The organism is Boseongicola aestuarii, from assembly GCF_900184815.1.
GTDB classification, from domain to species: Bacteria; Pseudomonadota; Alphaproteobacteria; order Rhodobacterales; family Rhodobacteraceae; genus Boseongicola; species Boseongicola aestuarii.
Genome location: NZ_FXXQ01000014.1, coordinates 29303 through 48620, shown reverse-complemented (window position 1 = coordinate 48620; position 19318 = coordinate 29303). Strand labels below are relative to the sequence as shown.

Annotated in this window: 20 protein-coding genes; 3 read left to right on the top strand and 17 right to left on the bottom strand. The window is 54.8% G+C overall.

The features are described 5' to 3' along the window. Positions 1–38: 38 nt before the first annotated feature. The gene (locus BOA8489_RS16905) at positions 39–740 is read left to right on the top strand and encodes a helix-hairpin-helix domain-containing protein (RefSeq protein ID WP_093975489.1); all 702 of its coding nucleotides are present in this window, start codon (positions 39–41) and stop codon (positions 738–740) included. A 231-nt stretch (positions 741–971) separates the two neighbouring features. On the opposite strand, the gene idi is transcribed toward BOA8489_RS16905, so the two are convergent. The 4 genes from idi to BOA8489_RS16885 form a co-directional block, all read right to left on the bottom strand. Then, positions 972–1508, bottom strand: a complete 537-nt coding sequence (gene idi, locus BOA8489_RS16900; RefSeq protein ID WP_093975488.1) for an isopentenyl-diphosphate Delta-isomerase — start codon at positions 1506–1508, stop codon at positions 972–974. Positions 1509–1548: 40 nt separating this feature from the next. After that, positions 1549–2028: a pseudoazurin gene (locus BOA8489_RS16895; protein WP_093975487.1), complete on the bottom strand. Its 480-nt coding sequence runs from the start codon at positions 2026–2028 to the stop codon at positions 1549–1551. Positions 2029–2137: 109 nt separating this feature from the next. Next, entirely contained in the window at positions 2138–2629 is a 492-nt protein-coding gene (locus tag BOA8489_RS16890) for a helix-turn-helix domain-containing protein (protein WP_093975486.1), read from the bottom strand. Between the two features lie 551 nt (positions 2630–3180). Next, positions 3181–4128: a tyrosine-type recombinase/integrase gene (locus BOA8489_RS16885; protein WP_093975485.1), complete on the bottom strand. Its 948-nt coding sequence runs from the start codon at positions 4126–4128 to the stop codon at positions 3181–3183. A gap of 225 nt (positions 4129–4353) precedes the next feature. Here BOA8489_RS16885 and BOA8489_RS16880 point away from each other — a divergent pair, with 225 nt between their 5' ends. Then, positions 4354–5052 (top strand): hypothetical protein, encoded by a 699-nt coding sequence (locus BOA8489_RS16880; protein ID WP_093975484.1) that lies wholly within the window; start codon positions 4354–4356, stop codon positions 5050–5052. Positions 5053–5247: 195 nt separating this feature from the next. On the opposite strand, the gene BOA8489_RS16875 is transcribed toward BOA8489_RS16880, so the two are convergent. From BOA8489_RS16875 to BOA8489_RS16860, 3 genes are all read right to left on the bottom strand, one after another. Beyond that, on the bottom strand, positions 5248–6657 hold the full coding sequence (locus BOA8489_RS16875; protein WP_093975483.1) for an exonuclease domain-containing protein: 1410 nt from the start codon (positions 6655–6657) through the stop codon (positions 5248–5250). Positions 6658–7108: 451 nt separating this feature from the next. Beyond that, positions 7109–7609 (bottom strand): rolling circle replication-associated protein, encoded by a 501-nt coding sequence (locus BOA8489_RS16865; protein ID WP_141138324.1) that lies wholly within the window; start codon positions 7607–7609, stop codon positions 7109–7111. A gap of 212 nt (positions 7610–7821) precedes the next feature. Then, positions 7822–8217 carry a helix-turn-helix domain-containing protein gene (locus tag BOA8489_RS16860; RefSeq protein ID WP_141138323.1) on the bottom strand — a complete coding sequence of 132 codons (396 nt, stop codon included), beginning with the start codon at positions 8215–8217 and terminating at the stop codon, positions 7822–7824. Positions 8218–8509: 292 nt separating this feature from the next. On the opposite strand from BOA8489_RS16860, the gene BOA8489_RS16855 reads away from it, so the two are divergent. Then, positions 8510–9352, top strand: coding sequence for a cation efflux transmembrane domain-containing protein (locus tag BOA8489_RS16855; RefSeq protein ID WP_093975479.1), 843 nt, complete (start codon positions 8510–8512; stop codon positions 9350–9352). A gap of 95 nt (positions 9353–9447) precedes the next feature. Here BOA8489_RS16855 and BOA8489_RS16850 read toward each other — a convergent pair whose 3' ends face one another. The 10 genes from BOA8489_RS16850 to BOA8489_RS16805 all read right to left on the bottom strand — a co-directional run bounded on the left by BOA8489_RS16850 (position 9448) and on the right by BOA8489_RS16805 (position 19312). Beyond that, positions 9448–10068: a class I SAM-dependent methyltransferase gene (locus BOA8489_RS16850; RefSeq protein ID WP_093975478.1), complete on the bottom strand. Its 621-nt coding sequence runs from the start codon at positions 10066–10068 to the stop codon at positions 9448–9450. Between the two features lie 358 nt (positions 10069–10426). Beyond that, positions 10427–11797, bottom strand: coding sequence for an aspartate aminotransferase family protein (locus BOA8489_RS16845; RefSeq protein ID WP_093975477.1), 1371 nt, complete (start codon positions 11795–11797; stop codon positions 10427–10429). A gap of 10 nt (positions 11798–11807) precedes the next feature. Next, positions 11808–13283, bottom strand: coding sequence for an NAD-dependent succinate-semialdehyde dehydrogenase (locus tag BOA8489_RS16840; RefSeq protein WP_093975476.1), 1476 nt, complete (start codon positions 13281–13283; stop codon positions 11808–11810). 109 nt (positions 13284–13392) lie between these two features. Further along, positions 13393–13875: an Lrp/AsnC family transcriptional regulator gene (locus BOA8489_RS16835; RefSeq protein ID WP_093975475.1), complete on the bottom strand. Its 483-nt coding sequence runs from the start codon at positions 13873–13875 to the stop codon at positions 13393–13395. Between the two features lie 23 nt (positions 13876–13898). Then, positions 13899–14891, bottom strand: a complete 993-nt coding sequence (doeB, locus tag BOA8489_RS16830; RefSeq protein WP_093975474.1) for a N(2)-acetyl-L-2,4-diaminobutanoate deacetylase DoeB — start codon at positions 14889–14891, stop codon at positions 13899–13901. A gap of 3 nt (positions 14892–14894) precedes the next feature. Then, entirely contained in the window at positions 14895–16082 is a 1188-nt protein-coding gene (gene doeA, locus BOA8489_RS16825) for an ectoine hydrolase DoeA (protein WP_093975473.1), read from the bottom strand. Next, on the bottom strand, positions 16082–17089 hold the full coding sequence (gene eutC / locus BOA8489_RS16820; protein WP_093975472.1) for an ectoine utilization protein EutC: 1008 nt from the start codon (positions 17087–17089) through the stop codon (positions 16082–16084). The genes doeA and eutC overlap by 1 nt, the downstream gene beginning before the upstream one ends. Beyond that, a complete protein-coding gene (gene eutB / locus BOA8489_RS16815) occupies positions 17090–18079 on the bottom strand; it encodes a hydroxyectoine utilization dehydratase EutB (RefSeq protein ID WP_093975471.1) in 990 nt (329 codons plus the stop codon). It lies immediately after the preceding gene. Further along, a complete protein-coding gene (eutA, locus tag BOA8489_RS16810; RefSeq protein ID WP_245813937.1) occupies positions 18069–18896 on the bottom strand; it encodes an ectoine utilization protein EutA in 828 nt (275 codons plus the stop codon). Before eutA ends, eutB begins: the two co-directional genes overlap by 11 nt. Further along, positions 18875–19312, bottom strand: coding sequence for a universal stress protein (locus BOA8489_RS16805; RefSeq protein ID WP_093975469.1), 438 nt, complete (start codon positions 19310–19312; stop codon positions 18875–18877). Before BOA8489_RS16805 ends, eutA begins: the two co-directional genes overlap by 22 nt. Positions 19313–19318 lie beyond the last annotated feature (6 nt).

The window sequence follows — 19318 nt, the reverse complement described above, 5'->3', positions numbered from 1 at the left end:
TAAGCTTGCGTTAATACGAATCAGAGAAAGGAAGCGGAATGCAGCGGCCAACCAACAATCAGTTCGGAATTCTTTGCGTCTGCGTCGCCGGGCTCTTTATGACCTTCTTGGTCTATTTTAGACTGATCGGCGGAAACGGTTTCGTTTCCGCAGCTCTTTTCTCTTTGATTGTGGCCATGATTATTGCGGCGATGATTTTCCTGTTTTTGATGACATCCCACGGCAAGGTATTTGCAGAGACGGCGGTGGCCCGAGCGACCGGCGTGGCAAGAGTGGCCCGCGCAAAACTCGACGAGACGGCTTCGAACAGTGAATGGGGTGTTATCGAAACTGTTAGAAATACAGCTTCCAACGCAAAATCTTGGCTTTCAGGCTTAGTCCTTCGGTCAGATGCTCCAGAAGAAGAAGTGGAGGTTGCACCCAAGTCCAGTTCTGCGCCCTCGAGCGTTGCCGTCCCGGAAATTGTGCAAGAGAGAACTTCTAATGTGGAGGGTACCGGATCAAAGCCTGCTGGCATAGACGCGCCAAAGGGAAATCAGGCGGACGACCTGAAGAAGATCAACGGCGTCGGTCCAAAGCTGGAGCAGTTACTCAACGAAATGGGTTATTTTCACTTGGATCAAATAGCTGAGTGGAGCGAGGCCGAAGTCGCGTGGATTGACCAAAACCTGAGAAGCTTCAAGGGGCGCGCGAGCAGAGACAACTGGGTAGAACAAGCCAAGACATTTCGCTCAGAGTAGCTAGATCGAGAAGATGTTTTTCGCGGGAGGATGCGATTGGTGCCTGCCTGCATTGTCTGGCCGAAGGCGCTACATCTTTTGAATATCTGGCACGAGGGCAGGAAGCTTCCGCTCTCTAGCATTTCCATTTTCATTCTCGGCTTTTGATCGAGCTTTTTCTACAATGCGACCCTGTCCCTGCGGGGACAAGATTGGGGCAACGCCGAGTGGAGATCACAATTGTGTCTTGGGCTAGCAGCCCAAGACACCAACCCGATGCTCATCGTCCATATATATTCGCAGCCACGGAGTGAAACGCTCTGGATGAGATTTGATTGCATGACCAAGTTCGTCAAACGAAATCCATGAAGTGTCGGCCACTTCCTCCGGATTCGGTGAAAGATGAACACTCTCGCGCCATTTAGCAGCAAAAATATCGACCACCTCGTGCTCAACCATTCCCTTGCCCACGTCGGCCCTGTATTCCAAGGTCTGGCGAAATTCGGGAACCAAACCGGTTATGCCCATTTCTTCGTTGAGGCGCCTCACGGCGCAAGTCTCCGCTTCTTCATTCCATAGCGGGTGAGTGCAACAGGTATTTGTCCAGAGTCCCGGTGTGTGATACTTGTCTAGCGCTCGTCTCTGCAACAAAGTCTCATGTCCACGGGTTACAAATACGCTCACAGCTCTGTGCCTCAGACCCATCCGGTGCGCGTATAGCTTGTCCACAGGCGATAACTCACCGTCGACCCACGCACCTATCTTGGAATAGTCAGTTTCGATAGACATTCTAGGCAATTCAATGATGGTACACCGAAGCTAACTAAGGTCAAATCAGTGACTTTGCTATTTCAAAGTAGTCGGCATAACGGCTCTTTGCTTTGCTTCGATGACGAACTGAACTTGCGATCTCAAGCTCATCTTCGGAAACTTGCCCAACCATAACGAGGCCAACCATACCGGCCGAGCGGTGCGGAGTGCAGTGATATCCATAAACGCCGGGAACATCAAATTTGACTTCAAAATCTTCGCCAATTTTGCTCTTCCACGGAGCCGAACCCTCTGGAATCATATCTGAATTTGATTCCGCGTTGTGGCCACGGTCTGTTGCTTCAAATAGAACACTATCGCCGACCTCGATTTGTAAGACCGGGGGGTTAAAAACTTGCCGTTCATTTGAATCGGGAGCTTTGTTGAGCATCTCTACAACATGCTTTCTTGACTGAGCCCAAGACGGCAATCCAAGCGTTGAGGCGGCCAGGCTGGCCATCCCAAGAAACAACATGTGCCGCTTTGTTAGGAATTTCATATGTTAACTACTCCTTTACCCAAAATCCGAAGAAAAGCGTCAAATATCTCAGCGAAAATATTGAACGGGTTTGACAGCCGAATGAATTTTCTAATTCCTCGATGTGAGTTCATTTCATAAACTTGCGTAGTTTCTGGTACAGCGTCTGCCTGCTGACCCCTAGCAGATTTGCTGCTAGCACTTTATTGCCTCGACATGTTTGGATCGCAGACTTGATGCAGACTTTCTCAACTTCGTTTCGTACCTCATCAGAGAGCTCTCTCAACGACTTCCTGCCAATCTGTGCAATAATTTTCGATATGTCAAAAGAGTTCTGGAGGCCTGCCTCCGATGATTTTTCTTTCGAAATTTTCTCCTCAAGCACTATTGAAAACGCGGGGCCGCTGAGCGTACGCGGCCCGCTCAAACTCGTTCCTTTTTCAATATCGGGCACGTCTTGTTCTTGGCTGTCGTCAACTATAACCTTTTTCAAAATCGTCTGGGAAGAAAGTACATTACCTCTGTCAGAAACTACAATGTTCGTCTCGAAATAATTGTGGACTATCGTTGTGTTGACACTGCATTCAATGGCAGCCGTTCCGCATCCTTCTTTTCCCAACATGGGCACCTCCACACCTACCCCGGCACCTCAACCTTATCCGCTGACTATAGCGACGCAATGCCATAATCCAATTCGTTCTAAACGATAAGATGTCCAGAGCGCATAGAGCCTGTCTCCAAGCTCCCAATTGAACGTTGACCCAGCCGAAAAGGTTGAACTCACAAAGAAGCCGGAACAATTCAGTTGCTGAGATGACGAGAACGGACAAAGCAGAAGGCATTCGAACTCTACATTTTACGTCACCGCTAATTCGCCCATTGATGCACCCGCCCGGCGGGTCAACCTGTGTAAGTCGACTAAGAATGCACTCTAACTTGTAGAAACATAATGCAACGTCGGCCAAGCCCGCAGAGCAAACATTGGAAGTCCATCTTTCGGCACATTTGCAGGGAGGTCCGGTTTGTCCGCATAGCGGTCATTCGCATGTTGTGTAGCGAACGTCTGCTTACCGCTCTCTTCGATTGATATAGTGGAGTTCACCGATGGACATGATGAGCGCAGCGCCGTCACTTGGGGGTTTCGCTTATCTACTCCACTGGCCTGACGGACGATCAAGCTGCAAGCAAGTCTCGCTCCAACTTCTCGAACATGGAGACGTCCTCTTCAGGGTTTTCGAAGAGATGGCCGTAGACATCCATTGTCATCATGATGGTTGCGTGCCCAAGCAGCGTCTGGACCTTCTTCGGATTCCATCCCTGCTCAATGAACAGCGAGGCCGCCGCATGCCGTAGTGCGTGAATCCCAAACCTCGCCTTTGCATTCCCATCCACAATTCCGTTCTTGACCAACATCGGTTTGAAGATGCGATTGTAGATATTGGAGTAGTTCTGAACCTTGCCGACAGAGTTCGGGAACACGAGGTTCAACTCGCTCTGAGGCACCTTTCGTATCCACGCCTTGAGAGTGGCGCTGACGATCGGGGCCATGGGGATGTCCCGTATGCCCGCCCTGCTCTTCGGATAACCGATCTCGTTGAACTCATCAGCTCTCTGAAGAACACGAACGATGTTCCGATCAAAGTCGACGGCATCCCAAGTCAGCCCCCTGAGCTCTGAGATCCTCATACCGGTAAAGATCGCTGTAATGAACATCGCGCGATGGCTCTCGGGAGCGTTTTCGATGATCAGCCGGATTTCATCCTTCGTGGGAACAATTCGCTCATCAGCACGCGCTCGAGCCTTTCGCTTTACCTTGACCTCCACCGCAACGTTCGTGGCGATCCACTCGCGTTCCACAGCTTCAGACAAGATGGATCTGAGACTAACCATGACTTTCCGGGCGAGCGCATGAGACACCCCGTCGTCCTGAAGATCATCAAGGAATTCACGCACGACACCACGCGTAAGATCAGTGAGCAGAAGATCTGCTATCCTCGGTTCAATATGAACTCTGACATGACTACGGTAAGCCTTAAGCGTCGAGCGCTCAAGCTCGTTTCGACGACAGGATTTCAGCCAGCTTTCGCAAGCATCAGCGACAGTTTTCTTATGGGCGGACATGAGGTGCTCTCCATTATTCTTGCTGTGCGAGCATTATACAGGAGAGAAATCGCTCTGTCGGGCGTTATTCCATGAAAGCCTATGATTTTTATTACTTTTTTCGAGAGCACGCTGCGATAGAGACCCTACCGAAACCCAACGCAGTCCCTACAAGAACACCGGACTTTCCAACTGAATGACCACTTTCTCACTTGTGTTTTAAGCACACAAACGTAAAATACGCTCATGCATGGCTACGTCTTCCTCTCAACTGGCGCCAAGGCGACTTCGTCTCCCGAGAAGTATCCGGCACGACAGCATCAGATCGAAAAGCTTAGCTTTGTGTTTTCGGCTTGCGGAGAAGACAGCCCGGAAATCTACGTAGAAAAGTGCGTGCGTGTGGAAAGTCTGAAGTCACTACCCACGCTCAGGCAACATCTCATCTGGGCAGTTCAAAACAAGTCGAAAGTCATCATCGATGACTTCCGTAGAATATTCTACAAGACACCCTTTCGAAAACGCCGGCAATTGCTAGAAGAACTCGCGCCTTTCGGCCCCGTATTCTGGGAAGCGCGATATGAGGCGAGACCGCTGGCATCATTGCAACGAGCAGACCTCGAAGAACTGATGTCTGTAGATCGACCGATCCCGATCGAGAAGTCGCCGAAGCCGGATGATGACAGGTCCGCAAAGCGCCGCAGAAGACAGACACGAAGAGCCCGCCTTCAATCCGCCAAAAGTCGGGCAGCAAAAGCTGATCAGCTTGCAGGAATGTTGTCTAAGATCCGCAAAAGTCTCCAAGAGAAAGGTGAGAAAGCAACTTTGAAGACCATCGCAGAAGAGGCAAACAAGCTCGAGCTTCGAACTGCGTGGGGTGGCGCTTGGTCGGCCGCTTCGGTCAAGCGCATGCTCGATCGTGCAGAGGAACTTGCCAACGACACATGACGACACGCTTGTCATCGACAGGTCTCCGGTCACTTCATCTAAGCCTACTGTCCGACACGCTCAGAGGGCTCGAGAACCGCGCATAGGGGCGCATTAGCGGCAATTTGCCCCCTACCCTCAAGGAAGCAACCAGCCGCGGCCTACGCGCGAATTAGAAGCCCCTTCATTGATAGAAAGAGCAGCATCGGAAACCGCTCAGTGAGCACCCGCGATTGCCTCAACGGTGCGCCGACGCTCGGCATAGAACTCTCTTAAGTCAGCCGCTTGCTGCGCATCAATCTCGCCCGAGGCTTCTATCTTCTGAAGTTCGGTTTCGACACTCGAAAATGTTGACCACCCATTCTCCGGCACCTCGTCAGCAGTCCATCTCGCGAGAAGGTTGGCACTTGCTGCTGCACCAACACACTCACTCAAGAGATCGGGTCGCTCCAGAAAGACCAGACGCATGGCCAGTTGCTGCAAGCGATCATCCTCAAAGCCACCCATCAAGGCGACGCGTTCTTCCCAAGTCTCGCAGGACTGAAACAGGGTTAGGCGTTCTTTATCCGCCAGACTGTAGAACCCGTGATAGATACGATCCTCGACCCGTATTTCTTCGTCATCCCCTGGCGGTGGGTAGGTTTCTGAATAGTGCTGCGCCATGGCCCGCCCCATCCGTTCCTGCAGATCAGAATTGGGACCGACATAAGCCGCACGATCAGCAATCATCGGGTCTGCATCTGACAATGCAAAGAGAGCGGGCGTCGCATTCGTCTTCACCGGCTTCACGACTTTCGGTGACTGTCCAATCAAACCCACGAGGTCCGCTACGGATGCCGTTTCAAGTTCTCGCGGGTCGACGCGTGTAACGTCCAAGAAAATCCCCCGTCCGGGGTAACTCGCATCGAACCCGCACCCTACCCCGATCACCGATCGCGGAGGCCCACCGAAGCGCTCAACGATCTGCAACGACTGTCCCGAACGAAGCAATTCGATGACATGCTGTTTGTCCCGGTTGCGCAGAAACTGCCGATAGACGTCAGGAGCTTGAGAGCGAACTTGATCCAGCAAGTGAATGGTCGCCCGAACATCTCCCAGCGCATCATGTGCAACGTGGTCATTGAACCCATTCGCAGCGGCAAGGTCTTCAAGCTTGAAACTTAACTTGCCAAGACCGTTCAGTGGCCACTCAAAGCAATCCGTTTGAAAGACATAGACGGCATACATCATCGCCATAACATCGAGCCGCGAGTTCCCATACAACTGCATGGCATAGACCTGCGGTTGCAAGGTCTGGAAAAACGACTGTCGCATCATCGGATCATCGAAGCGAAGAGAGTTGAAGCCCGTCCAAGTCGACGGAGACCAGCGTTCAATGATCTCTCGTATCTCTCCCATCATCTCAAACCAGCTGGGGAGAGTCGGGTCCGTTATCTGATCCAGTGAGACACCGGTGACCGCAAGAGCCCCCGGTGAAGGAAGAACATGCGGTGATAATCGACAGCGCAGATTGACCGTCTCAAGAACATTGAAGTCATCATCCGTATAGATGGCCGCAAACTGCAGCGGATGATCGAATGCAGCAGAGCGCCCGGTCGTCTCGAGATCGTAGAAAGCGAATGGCATCCGGTGTTATCTGCCTGCCTATCAGCCGTGATCAACTAATTAACTATAAGAGTGAACTTTCAACGGGGTAATGTTTATTGAGTGTCACAACATACACACGACAATCCTTAGGGATAGGATGCAGATAAGAGCGTGAACGATCTTTCTACTTCCTTATCGTCGGCTCAAGCAGTGCGGAGGCTGTTGAAATCGATTGAAGGAAAGGTTTTTCTCTCTCTTTTTTGCCTCAACTCGCTCGGCTTCGCCTCGCATCGTTTCGGCAACCAGATGAGGACACCAAAGCTACTGCTCCCTTGCGGGGCAGCACTCTTCGCCGTCCTCATCTGGTTGCCGTCGCTTACGCACATGGTCATTTGGCAAAGCTTCGCAATTACCGTTCTGAAACGGCTTGCATTGAGCGGAACTCTAGAGGCGTCCCCGAAGCGTTGCACCAGGGCCAGTTGTGCACTGTTTAGAGCTCAAAAAATTCCCAAAAGACGACGAAATCCTCGAAGTTCTCGGGAATATTCAACTGCTTGGTGACATAAGTGTGCGCGCCCTTGGATTCAACAAGCTGAACATCAACAGTGCCGCTCGGAACGATCTTTCTCCACAGAGTGCTTAAGACATCTTCGAAGCCCAAGTAAGGTTCGCGCTCTTCGAATTCCTCGAACTGATCAGGTAAAATCTGCATGAGAACGTGCCAGTGTGGGTTGGCCTGTTGCTTTTCTGGAATCGCTATCCAATTCAAGCGCTCATCGACCTTTTTACGCCACCGCTTTCCCAATAGCGCCCGATTGGCGCATGCATCCCAGTGTTTAAGACTCTGCCGCATGCGCATTTTGCCCACTTCAGGCTCGTTAAAGGCAAGGGTTACAAAATGAGTAAAATGTTTCTCACTCAGCCATCGGCGCATCTCGTCGCGCCCACGTTTTGCAAATACTCGGTCATCGGGGGATGGGAAATTCGACATGCTAATAATGACTAAGCATGTTCCGCATAATTATAAGATCCGTTTTAGAAAATATTTTATCCATCTAAGTGGACTCACCCGGACGCATTCGCGGCAATAGCGCAAATGGCGCTGAGAGCGCACATAGGCGCCGTAGGGCGCGTTGGGGCACCAATGTGAGCTCTCCTAACCCCGCGCCCTCACGTCGCCCTATGCGCGAATCTGAGAGCCCCTCAATCGTAAGCCAAATTCGCCAGCTCGAGGAGATTCATGATCGCGTCCTTCAGCGGACCCTCCAGTCGGATATTCCCGTTTATGTTCGCAATGCGATACAAGCAGAGCAATTCTTCTTCATCGGGCTCAAGCGGCAGCCCAAGAACTTCTGTGAAGACTTCATGAACCTCGGGGTGATACTCCGCCAAGGCACTGTCGAGAAACTGTGATTGATCAATACCAAGGACTTGTGCAAGGGCCGGCACACGGGCCAGCGGTACTTTCGTAAGTCCATTTTTCATCATCGAGAGGATGTTGGGTTTCGGAAACCCTGCCGCCTTTGCGATCTCTGCTTGGGTGAGCGGAGAGTTCTGAATTGCCTCGTCGAGCATTCGGGCCGTAGCAGATGAGATCATTGGAGCCTTCACTTTGTTAAGTTGCTGATACTTAATAGTAGAAGGCGCATCGAAGTCCGCGCGCGGACGTGAAACTCCGAGAGAGATATCACTGCGTGTTCGCTATTTGGGAGATAGGTCGGTTGCAGGAAGTCCTAGAGACCCAATAGGCCCTTTGAAGTCGCTCTGAATCTCGCGGCGCCGGAATTTTTCTCATCCTTATAGAGGGCTTTGGCGGGCGGGTTAGACTGATCTGACTGGTCCAGTCATCTAACCGTTTGGCTCTTGATTGCACCGGGTCTACTTTGTCAAAATGACCGACACGCAACTTTCCGACGCTCAACCTATTCGATACCTTGTCTCAGGCATGGACTGCGCCAGGGATGCGGCGCGGATAGAACGCGCCGCACAGACCGTCGGAATTGCGCCAGAAGCGGTAATGGTATCTGCCGCCACTCACATCATGACCCTTTATGTATCCGAGGGGCTTCTGCCGAAGATCGAAGAAGCAGTCGCTACGACAGGCTACGGATTTGCCCGCATCGAGGGCGACGAGGATGCTCAAGTCGGCAAGGTGCACCATGACCCGGCCTACCGCCGCGCTCTTTGGATCGTCGTCCTTCTGAATGTCGGTTATGGCATGGTAGAGATGGTTGGGGGTTTTCTGGCTGGATCACAGGCCGTCAAGGCGGACGCGCTCGACTTTATTGGTGACGGCCTCATTACATTTCTTGGCCTTCTGGCCATCGGTTGGAGCCTTGCGTGGCGGGCGCGATCTGCTCTTATCCAAGGCATATTCCTCGGCATTCTTGGTCTTGGTGTGTTCGCGATAACGCTGTGGAGGGTATTCACCCAGACCATGCCGGATGCGACTCTGATGGGCTTGTTCGGGATCGTTGCTCTGGTCGTGAACATTCTCGCCGTGCTGCCACTCCTGCGGTTCCGCAAAGGTGATGCGAACATGCGAGCAGTTTGGCTATTCTCACGCAACGACGCTATCGGCAACACAGCCGTCGTCATGGCGGCTGGTCTTGTCGCGTGGCTCGACAACGGGTGGCCTGATCTGATCGTTGCCTTTGGGGTCGCCGGATTGTTTTTGCATTCGTCCTGGTCGATCATCCGCGATGCGCAGGCTGATTTGAGAGCTGCCAAATAGTCCAAAAAGGCGGGCATGGGAGACACTAGGTTGCCTCGCAAGCCTCACCGAAGCCCAAGGATGTCTCCTTCGCGCCGCCAATCGCTTTCTGGTGACTACTGGCCCATGCGCAGCAAGCTGAATTGGAAAGATTGGGTGCTTCCCCAAGGTGTACTGTGCTTCTCCCTGCGGTCCGCAACCAGAGTGAAACGATCACCCAACACCTCGTTTAACCTTTCTGGATCATAGCGGACGACTGGCAATCCACTGCATTTCTTGGGACCGTCGAGCGCAAATGTGGCGATAATCGCGTGGCTGCCCGGTTGAAGGCAGCGATAAAGTCGATCCCGGTAGGCCATGCGTTCGTGGGCATCGACGAGAAAATGAAACACTGCGCGATCGTGCCAGATGTCATAGCATCGTTCCGGGCGCCATTTAGTGACATCGGCCGCAATCCATTGAATCTGTTCACTTACGGGTCCAAGTTGCCGACGAGATCGATCAAGGGCAGCCTCGGACACATCAAGCACGGATATGTCGGCGAGCCCACGTTTAATCAGGCGCTCGGCGAAGCGTGATGTTCCCCCACCTATGTCGATCACGGAGGAGTCACTGTCTACTCCAGCCACGTCGCAAAGCTCTATTGAGGTTGATGGATCATCCTGATGCCAGCTCAGTTGGGTATCGTCTTTCTCGCCGTAGACCTCATCCCAGTGGCTCACTCGTTCTTCTGCCATAGTGTCTCCACTTCGTCCGCCCAAGCTATGATCATGTGCAGATGGGCGAATGACTGCAATGTTCCGCAATGCTGTCATTCACTGTGAAGCGCATCAAGCTCCGCTTTGCGGACTTTCAAGACGTTCAGCCTAAAGCTGGCAAGGTCTGGAATCTGCGCAGCACGACATTCGTGCGACTTGCTTGGTTTTGCACATCAGCTGCAAATTGTCGGACCAAGACTGCCCCCTTTTGTAAAAGCCTTACCTGCCTAGTCTGAGCTAGACCATGTCGGCTTGGCAAAATACCCGCCTTCTGGTGCAATGCTCATGCTGTTATGTCCAGTGGTCGGATTGACCACTGGACAGGTGGTCGGCTGCCCTATCCCAAAACCGATTTCACCGCGCGCAGAGTCGCTGCGGTAACTGTGTCGGCCTCTTCGCGGGTCAGGCAGAACGGTGGCGCAAAGCCCAGAATGTCTCCCTGCGGCATCGCTCGCGCAATCACACCTTGAGCGGCCAGCGAAGTGGCGATCTGTGGTCCGATTTTGTCCGCAGCATCAAAGTAGGTCCGGCTGCCTCGGTCCTTAACGAATTCTACCGCACAGAGCATACCTTCGCCGCGCACTTCCCCGACATGGACATGATCCAGCAACGCATCAGTCATCTGAGCGTTCAGATAGGTGCCGACGGCGCCCGCGTTGTCGATCAGGTTCAGTTCGTCAAGAAGCTTGAGGTTGGCCACGCCAGCCACGGCCCCAATGGGGTGTGCCGAATAGGTCCAACCATGGCCGATCGGGCCGTTCTCATCTGTCCCTTGCTCCAGCACTTTCCACATCTTGTCACTGACAATGCTGCCAGACAGCGGCGCATAGGCGCTGGTTAGACCCTTGGCAATGGTGATCAGGTCAGGCTTCATCCCATAATGCTCAGACCCGAACATCGTGCCGAGCCTGCCAAAGCCCGTGACCACTTCATCCGCCACCAGCAGGATGTCGTGCTTGTCCAACACCGCCTGAACGGCAGACCAGTACCCTTCAGGCGGCGGGACAATCCCACCAGTGCCGAGCACTGGCTCACCAATGAAGGCCGCTATGGTATCGGGGCCTTCGCGCTCGATCAGGGCTTCCAGCTCCGCCACACAATGGGCGACGAACTGCTCTTCTGTCTGGTCCAGATTATCCCGGCGGAAGTAATACGGGGCTTCGGTATGAACCACCTGAGCCAGTGGCAGGTCGAATTTGTTGTGAAAAAGTTCGAGACCTGTCAGCGAGCCGGTCATCAGACCCGACCCGTGATAGCCGCGCCAACGGCTGATGATTTTCTTCTTCTTGGGGCGGCTAAGGATGTTGTTATAGTACCAGATCAGTTTGATGTTGGTTTCATTTGCGTCACTGCCCGAAAGCCCAAAATAGACTTTGCTCATGTGATCAGGCGCGCGTTCGATGATCATTTTGGCCAGCGTGATGCTAGCTTCGGTCCCGTGACCGACATAGGAATGGTAATACGCCAATTCCTTGGCTTGCGCCGCAATCGCATCTGCGATGTCCTGACGGCCATAGCCAACATTCACACAATAGAGGCCCGCAAAGGCGTCAAGGCTGCGGTTGCCATCGCGATCCTCGATATGACAGCCCTTGCCACCGGTGATGACCCGCTGAGCCAGATTACCCCGGGCAAATTCAGCCAAATGCGTGGAGGGGTGAAAGAAATTCTCGCGATCCCATTGTTCTAGTAGATCGTTTTTCAGCATTTTTTTCTCCTCATGCCCAGTCGCGGCAGACGTACTTGATTTCGGTAAATTCTTCCATACCCAGTCGTGCCCCTTCGCGGCCTAGGTCGGATTGTTTGGTGCCGCCAAACGGGATCGGTGCGCCAGTGACCTTGGTGCGGTTTACCGCGACCATGCCGAATTGCAGCGCTCGGGAAACGCGGTAAATGCGGCGCGGATCATTGCTGTGCAGATATACGACCAAGCCGCATTCGGTATTATTGGCGCGGGCGATCACCTCTTCTTCGGAATCAAACGGGGCAATAGCTGCCACGGGACCGAACGTCTCTTCGGACATGATCTTGGCATCGGTGGGCACTCCGATCAGTACCGTGGGTTGGTAGAACAGCGGCCCCAGCGGATCACGCGCACCGCCGCAGGCCAGCACGGCCCCTTTGGCCAGTGCATCCGCGGTGTGCTCTTCTTGTCTCAGAACCGCCTTTTCATTCATCAGCGGGCCAATGTCGGTGTCATTCAGACCGATACCCAGAGACAGCTCTTGCGTTGCAGCAGTGAAACGCGTGCAGAAGTCATCATAAATCGCGCGCTCGACAAATATCCGGTTGGCACCCAAGCAGTCCTGCCCGGATGTGGCGAATTTGGCCTTGATCGCCTCTGAGACCGCAACGTCAAGATCGGCCCCTTTGAACACGATCACCGGCGCGTGTCCGCCCAACTCCATCACCAGCTTTTTCACTGTATCGGCGGACTGACGGTACAAAAGCCGTCCAATCTCGGTCGAGCCTGTGAACGAAAGCGCGCGGACACGGGCGTCCTTGGTCCATGGGTCGACCACGGTTGCTGCGCGCCCCGTGACCACGTTGAGCACACCCGCTGGCACACCTGCCCTTTCCGCCAATTCTGCCAGTGCCAGCGCCGAAAACGAGGTTTCACCCGACAGGTGAGCTACGAGCGTACAGCCCACAGCCATGGCGGCGGCGGCTTTGCGTGTCAGCATGGCCGCTGGGAAGTTCCATGGGGTGATCGTCGCCACGACTCCGACGGGCTCCAGCCAAATCTCGACCTCAGCGTCCTTCAGATGGCTGGTGACTCCCTCAATATTCAGGCGCTTGGCCTCTTCGGCATAGAACTCCACGAAGGACGCGGCATATTCGATTTCGCCGCGGGCCTCTGACAGGGGTTTACCCTGTTCCAGCACCATGATCCGCGCCAGATCTTCCTTGTGCTGAAGCATCAGGTCATACCAGCGGCGCAGAATTGCGGATCTGTCCTGAGGCAAGAGGCCGGACCAGTTGGAAAAGGCGGCCTGTGCGGCATCTACGGCGGTAGAGGATTCTTCTGCCGAAAGGCTGGCAACCTCACCGATAGACTCGCCGCTAGCCATATCGGTGATTCCCATGGTGTCGCCCGTTTTTGCGCCGCACCATTTGCCATTCACATAGGCGAAACTGCGCACCAGCGACTTGTCAGCAATATCGTCACGCGCGGAATGGGCAGTGTTGGTCATGGGTCTCTCCTTCGTACCCGCGAATATCGGAGACTTCGGACGAAGGGTGAGACCAAATATCAGCGGCTAGGCAGAGGATTCGTCGGGCAGACCCCTTATGGTTGGAGATTTAATCTTGACCGCCGGCGAGCAGTGAAATCGGCGGGACACCATGATCCTTCACTGGCTTCGTCACGACATAGGTAAAATACTTGGCCAATCCGATCCGGGCGTTAAGCATTTCGTCGATCAGTCGTTGATAGGCGTCAATATCGCGCGTCACGATTTTTAGGATGTAATCAAACCCGCCACCAAGCGCCCAACATGCCAGAACTTCATCATAGCTCTGCATTGCGGATTCAAATGCATGAAAGCTCGCGGCGGTATGATCGGACAATTCCACCGCGACGAAGACCGTTACATTCGGTCCAAGTCTGCGTAAATTGATCTCGGCACGGTAGCGCTCGATCAGCCCTGCCTTTTCTAGCTTTTTCAACCGCTCCCAGCAGGGCGTTGGGGACAGACCGACGCGTGTTGCCAAGGCAGTCTTGGTGATGCGCCCATCTGTTGACAAAACGCGCAAAATATCTAGGTCGCGGGCATCAAGCCGCATAATGTCATCTCCTGTGACCGGCGCTAGATGACCTGCAGTCCGATGACCGCGGCGCAGTCACCGGATTTGATAAGCCCTGGAAAATGACGGCTGATCAGAATGCCCGAAAGCTTGGCTTCGAGGTCGACGGGATCAACGCCGGTCCGGTCCAAAGGCCAGATGCGGGCCACAACGTCGCCCTTGTTTACCGGTTCACCAAGATCGAACATAGGTTCGAACAGGCCATCATTTTCCGAGAAAACAAAACAGTCGCCATCAGGCATGCGTAGGCGGGTCGTGGGATCAACTTGCATCTCACCTTGCAAGATACCTGCATGGATCAAGACATTGCGCAGGCCCTTTTTGGCTATGGCAATAGACTTCGCTGTAGCGGAACCGCCACCGCCCAGTTCGGTGGATACCAGGACCTTGCCCATTTCCTCCACGGCTGTGTCGTACATGCCGACATTGTCGATTTCCAGCAATTGTACCGAATAGGGGGCGTTAAATGCGACCATCGCCGCGAAACAAGCGGCCTCGACGGCCTTGTCGTCAAGGATGTGGGTCGCCGCGAACGGGACGAAATCCAGCGTCTTGCCGCCCGAGTGGAAATCCACCGCGATATCGGCCATCGGCAACAGCACGCGTTGGAAATAATCAGCAATCTTTTCGGTCGGGCCGCCATCGGGGCGGCCCGGAAAGGCGCGGTTCATGTTGCCTTTGTCGATCGGAGAGGTGCGCGATCCCGCCCGATAAGCGGGATAGTTGAACGCAGGCACGATGATCGCGCGACCCGTGATGTCTTCGGGCTTCAAGGTGATAGCCAGCTCTTGTAGGGCGACAGGGCCTTCATATTCGTCACCGTGATTGCCCCCGGTCAGAAGCGCAGTGGGGCCATCGCCGTTCCTGATAACGGTCAAAGGGATCATTATCGATCCCCACGCGCTGTCATCCCGGCTGTACGGCAGCCGAAGGAAACCGTGGTGGATGCCGTCCTGATCCAAAGGGATCGTTGGTGAAATCGGATTGGGTTTCATCGCTTAATCTTTCACAACCATTCTGCGTGGCACATCTGCGAGGCATTCGGGGCCGGTTTGGCCGATGCGAATACTTTCGGTAATCTCAAGTCCCCAATCCTCCATCCAGAGGCCGGTCATGAAATGCATGGTCATGTTTTCTTGAAGGACTGTCTTGTCGCCAGGACGAAGCGAGAATGTGCGCTCCCCCCAATCGGGCGGATAGCTGACGCCGATTGGATAGCCCGTGCGGTTGTCTTTGACGATGCCGTACTTATTGAGCACACCGAAGAACGCGTTTGCGATGTCCTCACAAAGGTTGCCCTCTTTTGCCACCTCCAAACCGGCTTCCATCCCTTCAAGAACAGCCTTCTCAGCATCAACGAAAGTTTGTGTCGGTTTACCCAGAAATACTGTCCGAGACAGCGGGCAGTGATAGCGTTTCACCACGCCCGCGACCTCGAAGAACGTGCCCATTCCGGACTTCATCGGCTGATCGTCCCATGTCAGATGCGGGGCCGAAGCATCGGCGCCCGAGGGCAAAAGCGGCACCAGTGCGGGATAGTCACCGCCAGCGCCGATTTCTGTGTCATAGCGCAGTGACGCGTCATAGATGTCGGCCACCAAATCGCATTTGCGAATGCCGGGTTGGACTTTTTCAACGATACGTCCGTGCATACGCTCCACAATCTTCCCAGCCTGACGCATATATGTCAGTTCGGCTTCAGACTTCACCGCGCGCTGCCAGTTGACCAGTGCGGTGGCGTCGGCAAATTTGACGTTAGGCAGGTGATGCTGCAGCGCCGCAAACGCCGCCGCCGTGAACCAGTAGTTGTCCATCTCCACACCAATCGTGCCACGGTCCAGTTTGCGATCCGAAAGCTGGGCCGACAGGTACTCCATCGGGTGGCGCTCGGTTGATTGCACGAAGTGGTCGGGGTAGCCGATGATGTTGCTTGGGTCCATGAAGCAGGTGCGCACCGCGCCATTGGCGTCCTGTCCACGACCGTACCAAATCGGCTCGCCGCTGAGGCCAAGCACCACACATTGATGCACATAGAATGACCAACCATCATAGCCGGTCAGCCAGTTCATATTGCTCGGATCCGTGATGATCAACAGGTCGACGCCGCGCTTTTGCATAGCGGCGCGGGTGTTGGCGATGCGTTGATCGAACTCATCGCGCGTGAAGTGGAGTGTTGGCGTGGGCATCAGTTGGCTCGCGTTTGACTGTTGAATGTGGAGCCCTTGCCTGCAGCTTCGGCGCGCTGGCGGGCAAGATTGGCGATGGCAGTGTCCTGAACTCCGGTACCGGTCAGGTCGGCAATTATGATGTCGCTGTCGGAGCTGCGACCGGCGGCCCTGCCGGCAGTCACATCGCCCAGCTCGGCAAAGTTTCGGTCTGTCGGCACGATCCCCGCCTTAACGGCGCTCCGAAGCTCACCCTTGAGCGCGCATTGCGATTGGCTGTCAGGCACATATAGCGTGGCCTTGGTCAGGCATTCAGGTTGCAGTTCAACCTTGTGTTCCTGATCAGACCCCATGGCGATCACCAACTGCCCGGGTTGCAGCCAGTCCGCCATGACCAGCGGAGTGTTCGAGGGAGTTGTAGTGATCACAATGTGAGCCGAAGCCACCGCTTTGGCCGCGCTCGCGCTGGCCGTCACGTCAATCCCAAGCTCGGCGCGCAGATTGGTGGCTGTCGCTTTGGCCTTGGCCGTATCGCGTGCCCATATCACCGCGCTGGTGATAGGCCGCACAAGCGTCAGCGCCTTGAGTTGTAATCCTGCCTGCACCCCTGCGCCGATGATACAGGCACGTGCGGCAACCTCGCGGGCCAGATGGCGTGCCGCAACCGCGCCAGCCGCGGCGGTGCGCACATCCGTCAGATAGCCGTTGTCAAGAAGCAGCGCCTCAAGCATTCCTGTCTGGCTGGAGAACAGCACCATCAGGCCCGACGTGCTGGGCAGGCCCAGTCTGGGGTTGTCGAAAAATCCGGGGCTCATCTTTATCGCGAAGCTGTCGATCCCTGGCACATAGGCGGTTTTCACGCAAACCTCTCCGTTATGGTCCGGCACCATAAGCGTCATGATCGGCGGCATCACCACGTTGCCCTTGGCCAGCGAGTTGAAGCCCTGTTCGACACACTCCACCGCGTCGATATCCAACGGCACAAGGCTGCGCAGTTCGGCTTCGGTCAATATCTTGATATCTGGCATCTAGGCTTCTGCCGCTACATCCACATCTTCGCCCGAAATGATCCGGTGATGCAGAGCCATGTCGATATTCTGCCCCGAAACCAGCGCCACGCAACGCCCGGGCTCCTTGATTTTTCCAGCCAGAAGCGCCGCAATACCCACACTGCCAGAGCCTTCGATAATCTGGCGCTCCTGCCAGTAGGCGTGGCGGATGGCGGTCGCGATCTCGGCCTCGGTCACCAGAACGAGGTCATCAACGAGATCACGGGTCATCGCAAAAGTGTGCCGGTTTTCCAATCCGACACCCCCTCCAAGAGAATCCGCCAGCGTCGGCAATTCATCCACCAGAACCGGCTTTCCAGCTTTCTGGCTTTCGTACATCGCAGCCCCTCGCTCCATCGAGATGCCTATCACACGGATTAACGGATTAACGGCTTTCATGACCATGCCCACACCCGAGATCAGCCCGCCGCCCGACAAGGGCACCAGCACGGTCTGAAGATCAGGCACCTGTTCCAGCATCTCCAGCGCGACAGTGCTTTGGCCCGCGATGATGTCGCGGTGGTCAAATGGCGGCAGCATGACCATGCCTCCGGCCACCAGCTTGTCGACCTCGACCTGCGCATCATCCTGACTGCGTCCAAAGATGCGCACCTCGGCACCATGCGCCTTGATCCCGTCCACCTTGTTTTGCGGCACCAGCTCGGACATGCAGATGATGCAACGCACACCGGCATGAGCCGCAGCATAGGCAAGACCTCGACCATGATTGCCGGTTGACACACCGACCACACCCTTGGCGCGCTGCGCATCACTGAGCGACAGCACGGCATTCGTCGCCCCGCGGAGCTTGAAACTGCCCGTGATTTGGCCGTGGTCCAGTTTCAGGTGAATATCACCTCCACTGATCTGGCCTAAAGAGGGCGACCCGACCACAGGCGTCGTCCGTATCGCACCCTTGATCCGCGCGCGCGCGGAAAAGCTATCCTGAAGCGTAAGTTCAAAGCGCATCGTGGTGTCCTGTCATTGCCACATTTTTTTTGAACAACATACCCCCAGCGGGGTAATCCGAGGTGATCCCTAGATGCCGCAGGCACCGCCAAACCATCGCCTGATTAGAGGTGACGACTGGCTTGCCCAACCGGTCCTCCAACTGCGCGACACAAGAGGCGGCCCGAACTGCGGTGCAGGAAATGAAAAGCGCATCAGCGTCCGGGTCGCACGCTGCAACTCCACCTTCTATGATGCTTTGTTTGGACACCCGCGCCATATCGCGATCATCGGCCAGCCCGAAGCAGGCTGCATTTACCACCTGGCGTCCGTGCTGCAAAAAATAGCGGACCAATGAATCCGTAATATCCTGAGTGTAGGGCGTCAGGACGCTTATCTTGTTCACGCCCAATGCGTCGAACGCGTCAAAAGCGGCGGAACTGGGTGTGACGCAAGCCGTGCCAGGCTTTGCGTTGCTCATGTGCTCCGCGACTTTATCGTTGCCCAACACGACGGAGGCTGCCGTGCAACCATAGACCAACACGTCCAGTGGCTCATCCGGCAGAATTTCTTTCGCGGCATCAGTAAGCCGTGGACCTGTCCGCAAAAGGCTTTCGTGGGTGGTAGGGTTCTCAAATTCGATCCGGTTTACGTAAAAGCCGATATCATGCCCATGCATCATTCGGGCAAAATCCGTCTCGGTGGTGTGGTCCGTTGCCAGCGCCACCAATCCGATACGCTTTTCTACCGGCCGCGCATCCAGTTGGGCGGCAACCGGTGAAATATTGCAATGAACTTCCTGTGCCGCTGTCATCGTCACACCACAAGAACCGGACATTGGGCAAGGCTCGTCACCTTGTGCGAGACACTGCCCAGCAAATATCCTTCTAGCGACCCCAACCCCCGACTGCCCATGACAATCAGGTCATTCTCGTGCTCTTGTGAAAAGCCAACGATTGTCCGCGCAATTGGCCCGCCTTTGACAAAGGCACGGATTTTCTCACACCCGGCCTGTCGGGCAATTGACGCGCCGCGTTCAGCGGTTTCCTTGGCGTGGTTTTGCATTATTGAGTCAATATCGTCGGGTTGATTGGCATTGGTTACGTACATCGATCCCTCCAGCACGGAATGATGTCGGTAGAGCGTTAGCACCGTCAGTTCTGCGCCGCACAGGTTTGCCAGTTCTGCGGATTTTCGAAGGGCCGCTTCCGATCCGTCGGACCCATCAAAAGCAGCGAGTATTGATTTGAACATTTGTCG